Genomic DNA, 10,000 nt, shown 5'->3' on the forward strand with positions numbered 1-10,000 from the left:
CTAAATTTGTCGAGACAAAAACCGAGCGGGAAAAATTGGTCTATCGGGTCAAACTCCGCATTATGCCAGATACGGTTCATCACCTCGGTGGCGTATTGAAAGCGGGTATGACCGGAATCGGCTATGTTCGGACAGAACCTTCTGCACAATGGCCAAGCCTCAAGTCGGATCGGGGATGATACAATGGCAAAAATTTTTGCCGCTTCCGATTTCGCCGTTTCTATCCAAAATCTGACTCACCATTATGGCGATAACGAAGCCTTGCATCAGATTGATTTGGATTTGCCAGCCGGCCAAACTATCGGCTTGGTTGGGCCCGACGGCGTAGGTAAATCGACACTGCTTGGTATTATTTCGGGGGTGAAACGCCTTCAATCTGGCAAGGTCACCACACTTGACGCGGATATAGGCCAAAAAAAACAACGCGAAGCTGTTCTGCCTCGGGTTGCTTTCATGCCGCAAGGTTTGGGGCATAACCTCTATCCGACCTTGTCAGTGCAAGAAAATATCGACTTTTTCGCAAGGCTGTTCGGTCTGGATGCCGAATATCGGAAAACCCGTATTGCCCAGCTTTTGGAAGCGACCAGTCTCGCGCCTTTCTTTGATCGTCCGGCCGGAAAATTATCGGGTGGTATGAAACAAAAGGTTAGCCTCTGCTGTGCCCTTGTCCATAATCCCGATTTGCTTATTCTCGACGAACCGACCACTGGTGTGGATCCTTTGTCGCGGCAGCAATTCTGGGAATTGGTCGATGCCTTACAGGCGGGTAATCCCTCGATGACGGTAATTGTCTCCACGGCCTATATGGAGGAGGCGGCTCGTTTTTCATGGTTGGTTGCTATGGATGACGGGAAAATTTTGGCAAATGGCAAAACGGCGGATATTCTAAAACAAACCGGCCAAGATACGGTTGAGAAAGCCTATATTTCTCTTCTACCAGAAGAAAAACGTACCCAAGCCAGCGGTTTTTCAATTCCGCCCTATCAAAATACCGATCCAGAACCTGCTATCGAGGCCAATAACCTCACTTGTCGTTTTGGCTCTTTTACAGCGGTAGATAATGTCAGCTTTCGTATTGGTCGAGGCGAGATTTTCGGTTTTCTCGGCTCCAATGGCTGCGGCAAATCGACAACGATGAAAATGCTGACCGGCCTGCTGGATGCCACCAGCGGCACGGCCAAATTATTCGGCAAGCCCGTTTCTGCGGGCGATCTCAATACGCGTATGCGGATCGGCTATATGTCACAGGCCTTTTCGCTTTATGAAGAATTGACGGTCAAACAAAATCTGGTGCTGCAATCGCGTCTTTATCGGGCAACTGAAAAAGAAACCGAACAACGCGTTGATGATGCGCTGGATAATTTTGAATTACGCCCTTTTGCCGATATCAGTCCGGCGGATTTGCCTTTGGGTATCCGGCAACGTTTGCAGCTTGCTGCTGCTTGTATCAATACCCCTGATATTCTCATTCTTGACGAACCGACCTCGGGCGTTGATCCGGCCGCGCGGGATATGTTCTGGCATCATCTGATCGATCTTTCCCGTAACAAGCATGTAACCATTTTCGTCTCAACCCATTTCATGAATGAAGCGGCCTGTTGTGACCGTATTTCCCTGATGCATCGTGGCCATGTGCTGGCGGTTGGCACACCAGATGAACTGATGAAAAAGCGGGGAGAAACATCACTCGAAGCTGCGTTTATCGACTATCTCCAAGACCAAATGTCACAAGATAAAGATAACCGTGACAACCAGACCTCTTCCTCGAATGTTTCTCTTGAGAATATTTCGGATAATAAAAAAAAGGCGACATCCTCGCCTCTTTGGCATTGGCTGTCTTATGTCTGGGCTTTTGCAAGGCGCGAAAGCCTTGAATTGTTAAGAGATAAATTACGCCTAACCTTTGCGGTTGCAGGGCCCATTATCCTGCTTTTGGTCTCGGCCTATAGTATTTCCTTTGACATCAATAAAATCAGCTTCACCGTCTGCGACCAAGATCAAAGCAACGAAAGCCGCAGCTTGGTCAAAAGCTTTCAAGGTTCATCCTATTTCACAGAAAAAGCGGCCTCTTCTAGCCTCGCTGAAATGAATAAACGCCTTAGTGATGGCACCGCACAGATGACAGTTGATATTCCTGCCGGTTTCGGTCGGGATATCGAGGCCGGTCGTCATCCCTCTGTCGGTATCGGGATCAGTGGGGCGATGCCTTTCCTTGGAGCCAATATTCAATCCTATGCCACCAATGCCCTGCTACAATATGCCCAATTATCAGCGCAGGGATTAACGCATAGCGCGCCTTCTTCGCTGCCTTTTTCGATTGAACCCCGTTTTGTCTATAATCAGGAATTTCTCAGCATTTATACGATGGTGCCAGATACCATCATGCTGGCCTTAATTCTGATCCCAACCATGTTGACGGCGCTTGGTGTCGTTCGGGAAAAAGAAATTGGTTCAATTATCAATCTCTATGCCTCTCCGGCCTCAACCCGACAATATCTTATCGGGAAACAGCTCCCCTATGTCGCTATTGCGATGCTGGCTTATCTCTCGCTGGTGGTGCTGTCGGTCACGATTTTAGGCGTTCCGTTGAAAGGGTCTTTTTTGGCACTTTCACTAGGCGCATTGCTTTATAATCTTGCCGCAACAGGCCTCGGCCTTTTGATATCGACTTTTGTCAGCTCTCAAGTCGCGGCTATTTTTGGAACGGCCATTTTGTGCCTTATTCCGGCAGTCAATTTTTCGGGGCTGCTATACCCTGTTTCTACATTGACGGGCATTTCCTATCATGTGGGGCGTTGTTTCCCAGCGTCATGGTTTCAACTAATCAGTCTTGGCAGTTTCACCAAAGGTCTTGGTTTTACGGCCTTTTTGACGATGTATGGGGCTTTAACGGGATTTGCCCTTCTCTATCTCGCCCTTGCCTGTGTCCTCCTGCGGAAACAGGAGCTGTAGATGAGACGTTGGTTAATCAATGTTACGCTTCTATGCGCAAAAGAATTCAGAAGCCTCCTCTGCGACAAGGTTCTGATTGCCCTGATCGTCTTTGCGTTTACAGGCGGCGTTCTGGCCGTTGCCGATGGTGTCAAGGTCGAGGTTTCAAACGCCACAGTGGCGTTTATTGACCATGATCATTCGACACTTTCGAACCGATTGCGGGATGCTATTTTACAACCCTATTTCAAACCGCCGATTTTGACCGATACGCAACAGGCCGAAGACGGAATGGATAAAGGCAACTATATTTTTGCCATTGATATTCCGCCCAATTTTGAAAGGGATGTTCTCGCAGGAAGAGAACCTTCCTTGCAAATCCGTGTCGATGCCACGGCAATGACACAGGCCGGATTAGGCACGGTCTATCTAACCGAAATTTTCTATCGCGAGATAAAAGCGGCTATTCCGCTGTCTTCGGTTACCTCGGCTGTACCTTTCCAAATCGACAGTAGGATTTACTTTAATCCCAATACCGAATCCTATCCCTTTATGTCAGTGATGCAGATCGTCACGAATATAACCATGCTTTCGATCATTCTCGTCGGGGCAGCCGTTATCCGTGAAAAAGAACATGGCACTATTGAACATCTGTTGGTTTTGCCTGTCAGCCCCAGCGAAATCGCTATGGCTAAAATTATCGCGAATGGCTGGGCTATTTTTATAGCCTCGATGCTGTCGCTCTGGCTGGTGGTGCATCTCTGGCTTGGGGTTCAATTATCGGGTTCTATCCTGCTTTTTGCGATTTGCACCCTGCTCTATCTTTTCTCGGTAACGGCCTTGGGGATTATGCTGGCCACGGTTGCTCCAACCATGCCGCAATTCGGTTTGTTGGTCGTGCCGGTTTACGCCGTTGCCTATCTTTTATCTGGTGCGGCGACGCCAGTCGAAAATATGCCAACCTCAATACAACATGCGGTCTATTTTCTGCCAACAACGCAATTCGTTAATATTGCACAGGCCATCCTTTATCGCGGGGCTGGTTTTGATGCCATTACGCAACCATTGGTCATCATTATCGCCGCAGGAATCCTGTTTCTTGCTTTCGCCCTTATCCGTTTTCGTTCCATGCTCACGAGCCAGTCCTGATGAAATTGACTTTTATCAAAAAAACATCCCTTTATTCGGGATTCATCGCCACCCTCATACTGGCTGGCTGTTCACCGTTTAAAACGCCGGTGCCGCCTTCACAGGTGGTAATGCCTTCACAATTTACGCAAGCAGCGGCTGGGCAGGCAGGCGATATATCGAAATGGTGGCTTGCTTGGAACGATCCTGCACTCACCAAGATCATCGAAGACACGCTCAAGGCCAATCTTGATCTCCGCATTGCCCGCGATCATATTCAAGAGGCAAAATCTAACTTCAAAATGACCAAATCGTCGCTGTCTCCGACAATTGGCGTGACCGGTAATATCGCAGGCGGTGGCACGGATTCCCGCAATCGCTATCTTAACAGTTTCAGTAATAATTCCAGCGATCCGACTTCAGTAGGCCATATCGCGGGTGTCACCGCCTCTTGGGATGCTGATCTCTTCGGTGCAAGACATGCCGATGCCAAAGCCGCCAAAGCCGAAGTCTTAGGACAGGAAGCCCAACTTCACCAAATACAAATGGCAATCGCCGCTGAAGTCGCCAGCTACTACACGGGCATCCAATGTCTACGGAAAAGACTGGCACTTATCGACCAACGCCTCATCCTGTTGGAGAATTTAAAAAGCTATACACAAGCAAGATTTAACGCCGGACAGGCGACTTTATCGGATATCAAAGGCTTGGATGTGCAGATCAATATCTTGCACAGCTACCGCCCCGATATTGAATCTGCGATTGCAGCCTCATTGCGCCATATCGCTATTTTGGGTGGGCGAACGCCTGAAAATGTAGACATAGCGATATCACCGGAATCGGTAACCCCTCCCGCTCCGGCTGGGGAATTACCTAGTACGGTCTTAAATCGGCGACCGGATATTGCGGCGGCCATTGCCAATATCAATGCCGCTTTAAATCGCCTAAAAAGCGCCAAGGCTGATTTGCTACCTCGCTTTGGCCTCCAATTTTTCGGTGGCGATGGAAGAATTCGCTTCTCTGGTCTTTCCGGCTTTTCAAATTCAGGGGGCATTATGGCATTAACGGCCTATCTCCCGATTTTTACCGCCGGACGGGTGCACGCCCATATCGCTTTGGAAGATGCCAGACTTGATGAGGCGGTTGCACTTTATGACAAAAAACTTTTGTCGGCTCTCACCGAAGTAGAAAATGCCTATCAGGCGCGCAGCAGTCAGGATCAGCGTATCACGCAGCTGTCACAAGCCTTGGCTATCACAGAACAAAATATCACGGTCGAACAAGGTCTTTATCAAGGCGGCAAACATACGCTTCAAAATGTCTTGGAAACCAAACTAGATAAGGTGGATAAAAACGACAGCCTTATTCAAACCACCCAGCAACAGCAAATGGCCACCATCAATCTATATTATGCCCTTGGTGGTGGATGGAGTTAAAATCTTCTCTGTTTAAAATCGGAATTACTCTGTCTTCAAATGACGGAGTCATTCCGGTTTTATGCTGCCCCTGTTCCATTCAAATTTCTTTTTATTGAGACGACATTCCACAAATTTTTAAATTACCTCTGGAAAGGACAATGCCTGTAATAATCCTAAAGAGGAGTCTCCCCTTTAACAGGGGAACGCAGCTTACAAGCTATAATAATATTGTAGGATAGGAGCCTTTTATGGATTTACAGCTCACAGGCAAAACCACCCTTGTCACGGGATCAACCTCTGGTATCGGCCTTGCGATTGCGCAAAGATTTGCCGAAGAAGGTGCCAATGTCATTATCTGCGGCCGCAGTCAGGCCAAACTGGATGCTGCTCTCAAAACATTTTCAGCGCCCAAAAAAGTCAAAGCTATTTTAGCGGATGCGGGCAGCCAAGCGGGTATCGAAATCCTTACAAAAGAGGTGCCAGCCGTCGATATTCTCATCAATAATCTTGGAATATTCGAACCAAAGGCCTTTTCTGATATTACCGATGATGAATGGCACCATATTTTCGAAGTCAATGTTATGAGCGGTGTCCGGCTTTCCCGCTACTATTTCCCAAAAATGATCGAGAAAAACTGGGGACGAATCATCTTTGTCTCAAGCGAATGTGGCGTGGTTACCCCAGGCGACACCATCCATTATGCCATGACAAAAACGGCACAATTGGCGATATCGCGCGGTCTCGCTGAAGAGACCAAAGGCACGGCTGTCACCGTCAATACAATTTTACCGGGGCCCACAAAATCTGAAGGTAGTACGGCTTTTATAAGAGCAGCCGTCGCCAATGACAGTCTTTCAGAAGAAGAAATGGAAGCCGAATTTTTCAAAAAAATGCGTCCCCTTTCTTTGCTGCAACGCCGCTGCGATCCGGCGGAAATTGCTGCCCAAGTTGCCTTACTTTGCAGCCCCTTCGGAGCCATCACGAACGGGGCGGCCATCCGACTTGAAGGCGGAATTATCCCAACAATCCTATAAGGAAATACTGATATTGCTCCCCCATTGGGGGGAGCCATATTTCGCTTCAAACCGCTTTCATCAGATAATCTAAACTATCTTCTAAACCCTCTAAAAACCCTTATATCAAAGGCATTCAGAAATCATCTTTTTGACTTTTAACGCTATTTAACAGCAGACAAGTTTTATTACCAAAAAAACTATTTTGATTACGACATATACATGTTATGTTATAACATAAATAATTATCCACCTTTCCTATTTATTGAGGCCTTATGATAATTCCCTTGTTATTTTTGGTCACAGACCTCGATACGGAACCGCCCCCTCCTCCGGCTTTGCCCATACCGGTGGTCACCACAACCAATCTGCCACCGCAAAAAAGCTGTAAAGTAAAACGCATTCCCAGCCGCCCTACGCGTATTGCTGTATGTCATTAACTAATTTTCGTTATTGAAAATCAATATCAATAACTGTAGACTTCACGCTCATATGAAGATATGATATATTATATCATCTAGGGGCGCAGAAAGTGAAATCAGGAAAAAAGGTCAAAAGGCGTTTTCTGAAAAAGACAACGCTTGTAACAATGCTTTTAAGCAGTATCTGCTGCGTTCAAACTTTGTCGTCGGCTGCTAGAGCTGAAGATATTCCAGTCGAAGAAAACGCATCAAATGATGAAACCACCGAAAAAAATACCTCTCCCACACCCAGCAGCCATTACAAAGAAAAAATATCAAAAAGTGTTACATCAAAAGATATCGAAGTAGTCGCCTCACGAAAAGACCTCCTCGGAAAGACCAGTACAGCCAGCGAAGGCTCAATCACAGCCAAAGAAATTCAACTACGACCTGCCTATCGCGTTGGACAGATATTGGAAGCGGTTCCGGGTTTGGTTGTCACGACCCATTCCGGTGAAGGTAAGGCCAATCAATTCCTCTTACGTGGCTTTAACCTCGATCACGGAACTGACCTTGCAACTTTTGTCGATGATGTGCCGATTAACGGAGCTACTAACGCTCATGGTCAAGGCTATACTGATATCAACTTTCTTATTCCCGAGACACTTGGCGGGGTAGATTATACAAAAGGGCCTTTTCACGCGAATATTGGTGACTTTGGTGTGGCTGGCTCCGATCATATGAAGCTGGCGGATGATATCCCTCGCCAAGTTTCCTTCAGCGGCGGCACCTTGGGCGACTATCGCTTCTATATTGGCGGAACAACACATTTCAAAAATGGCGACCGTTGGGTTAACGCGCTAAGCCTCCAACATGCTGACGGGCCATGGAAATATCCAGATAATGCGCGGTCTATTCGGGCAATGTCGCATTATACCCATGGCGACAACTCGGACGGTTTTGATGTAACGGCAATGTATTATCGTGGTAAATGGCGCGCCACCAATGACCAACCAATAGAAGCCATCGAAACGGGCATGATCAGCCGTTATGGCTCACTTGACCCTACCGATGGCGGCTTTGCCGAACGTTATGGCCTTTCCGGTCATTATCGCAAATCAGGTTCCAACTGGAAATTTGTTACCAGTGCCTTTGCCACCCATAGCCGGATGACATTATGGAATGACTTCACCCATTATCTAGATGATCCCGTTAACGGCGACCAACACTCCCAACACGAAGCCAGAACGACATTCGGTGGCAGTGCCGTCTATAGTCGCAACGACTATATCGGCGACTTTAAAACGGATACGCAGGTTGGTCTCCAAGGCCGCTATGATATTTTATACGTCAATCGCCGCCATACCTACCACCGCCAAGCCCTTGAAGAATGCCCCGGTAGTTTAAACCCCAGTGGCCGATATCTCTGTAATGGCGATAATATCAATCTGGGCGCAGTCGGATTTTATGTCGAGAATACAACCCATTGGTTACCATGGCTTCGCACAGTGGTCGGCTTCCGTGAAGATTATCAAGGTGGCACCGATGATAATCTTGTGGACGGAAGCACGACAAAAAAACATCAATGGCTTTTCCAGCCCAAAGGCAGTTTGATTTTTGGGCCTTGGAAAAATACGGAACTCTATTTTAGTGGTGGTAAAGGCTACCACTCGAATGACTTTCGTTCCGTTTCAGGCTCTTATTCCGCTGACCAATTTGCACAAAATTCTGTCAAAGTGCCTTTGATGACTGCCGCTGTCAGCGGTGAAATCGGCATTCGGACAACCCCCATCAAAAATTTACATATGCAAGCCGCGGTTTTCCTGATCGATTTCGATTCCGAGCTTAGCTATGATGGCGATGCGGGTGTCAATACGCCGGGACCCGCCAGTCGTCGAAAAGGGGTCGAATTTTCAGCACAATATAATCCGCTGTCATGGCTGGAATTTAATACAGATTTGTCTTTTGCCCATGCCCGCTATCGAACAAAAGACCCTTCACAATATGGAATTGACGGCCTTTACGTAACGAATGCCCCTAAATTTGTCTGGGCTTTTGGTATTTTGGCAGATTCTCACAAAGCTTGGTATGGCAGTTTGCAAGTCCGCTGGCTGGGCAGTTACCCTCTTAACGAAGATAACTCATTACGCTCAAAAGGCTATAGAGAAGTCAATCTTAGTGTTGGCTACAGGGTCTCTAAAAACTTACGTTTTGAAGCCAGTATCTTTAATTTATTCAATAATCACGGCTATGCCGCGCAATATGCCTATGATTATCGTTTAACACCGACTTCAGCCGTCAGCACAGGGGCAACCGGCCATTCTATCGAGCCAAGATCAGCCAGATTTTCTGTCATCGGTAATTTTTAGACAACGCAAAAATAAAGACTATAGTCTTTAAACGACTTAACTGGGGGGAACCAACTTTATGCGCTCTATGTTACCCGCTTTATTGATGACTTCAATGGCATCCATTCCGGCAATGGCCGCAGTGGCTCATAACGATCCTTATATCTGGCTCGAAGAATTTTCTTCACCCAAAGCTATGGCGTGGGTCAAAAGTCATAACGACAAAAGCACTCGTCTTTTAGAAGCGGACAGCCGCTATAAAACGCTTTATCAAGAAGCCCTCGCCATCGGATCAGCCAAGGATCGTATCCCGATGCCGAGCTTTTTGCAGGGTGAAATCTATAATTTCTGGAAAGATAGCGATCATCTTCGCGGGATATGGCGCAAAACCAGCTTGGAAGATTACCGTAATGCGACCCCCCATTGGCAAACGGTGCTTGATATTGATGCTTTGGGTAAAGCAGAAGGTAAAAGCTGGGTGCTCCATGGCATTGACTGTTTCCAGCCGGATCAACGGCTTTGCTTGATATCTTTATCGGATGGTGGCGAAGATGCCGCCGAAATTCGCGAATTTGATCTGACAACCAAGCAATTTGTCAAAGATGGCTTTCACCTGCCACGCGGGAAACATCGCGTCACATGGGAAGACAAAGATCACCTGCTGATTGCGACCGATTGGACAAAAGACGACCTGACGGAATCCGGCTATCCTTTTATCGTTAAGCGACTGGCACGCGGTCAATCTCTTGACCAAGCGCAAG

The 10,000-nt window shown here is 47.3% G+C and carries 6 protein-coding genes and 1 pseudogene; all 7 read left to right on the plus strand.

What is annotated here, in order from left to right; genetic code table 11:
• Positions 1 to 183 precede the first annotated feature (183 nt).
• Positions 184 to 2,952, plus strand: a complete 2,769-nt coding sequence (gene rbbA, locus LDL18_RS00990; RefSeq protein WP_296506217.1) for a ribosome-associated ATPase/putative transporter RbbA — start codon at positions 184 to 186, stop codon at positions 2,950 to 2,952.
• The gene (locus LDL18_RS00995) at positions 2,953 to 4,080 is read left to right on the plus strand and encodes an ABC transporter permease (protein ID WP_296506218.1); all 1,128 of its coding nucleotides are present in this window, start codon (positions 2,953 to 2,955) and stop codon (positions 4,078 to 4,080) included.
• Entirely contained in the window at positions 4,080 to 5,495 is a 1,416-nt protein-coding gene (locus LDL18_RS01000) for a TolC family protein (RefSeq protein WP_296506219.1), read from the plus strand. The genes LDL18_RS00995 and LDL18_RS01000 overlap by 1 nt, the downstream gene beginning before the upstream one ends.
• A gap of 230 nt (positions 5,496 to 5,725) precedes the next feature.
• Positions 5,726 to 6,511, plus strand: a complete 786-nt coding sequence (locus tag LDL18_RS01005) for an SDR family oxidoreductase (protein WP_296506220.1) — start codon at positions 5,726 to 5,728, stop codon at positions 6,509 to 6,511.
• Positions 6,512 to 6,765: 254 nt separating this feature from the next.
• Positions 6,766 to 6,930 (plus strand): hypothetical protein, encoded by a 165-nt coding sequence (locus tag LDL18_RS01010; RefSeq protein WP_011240670.1) that lies wholly within the window; start codon positions 6,766 to 6,768, stop codon positions 6,928 to 6,930.
• Positions 6,931 to 7,022: 92 nt separating this feature from the next.
• On the plus strand, positions 7,023 to 9,260 hold the full coding sequence (locus LDL18_RS01015; protein WP_296506221.1) for a TonB-dependent receptor: 2,238 nt from the start codon (positions 7,023 to 7,025) through the stop codon (positions 9,258 to 9,260).
• Positions 9,261 to 9,318: 58 nt separating this feature from the next.
• A pseudogene (locus tag LDL18_RS01020) lies at positions 9,319 to 10,000 on the plus strand (S9 family peptidase); the annotation flags it as partial.

It is taken from the genome of Zymomonas sp., assembly GCF_020216885.1.
Lineage (GTDB): Bacteria > Pseudomonadota > Alphaproteobacteria > Sphingomonadales > Sphingomonadaceae > Zymomonas.

Excerpts from the sequence above, each read along its gene's own strand:
- LDL18_RS01010 (WP_011240670.1), top strand. The coding sequence starts at position 6,766 with ATGATAATTCCCTTGTTATTTTTGGTCACAGACCTCGATACGGAACCG.
- rbbA (WP_296506217.1), top strand. The coding sequence starts at position 184 with ATGGCAAAAATTTTTGCCGCTTCCGATTTCGCCGTTTCTATCCAAAAT.
- LDL18_RS01005 (WP_296506220.1), top strand. The coding sequence starts at position 5,726 with ATGGATTTACAGCTCACAGGCAAAACCACCCTTGTCACGGGATCAACC.
- LDL18_RS01000 (WP_296506219.1), top strand. The coding sequence starts at position 4,080 with ATGAAATTGACTTTTATCAAAAAAACATCCCTTTATTCGGGATTCATC.
- LDL18_RS00995 (WP_296506218.1), top strand. The coding sequence starts at position 2,953 with ATGAGACGTTGGTTAATCAATGTTACGCTTCTATGCGCAAAAGAATTC.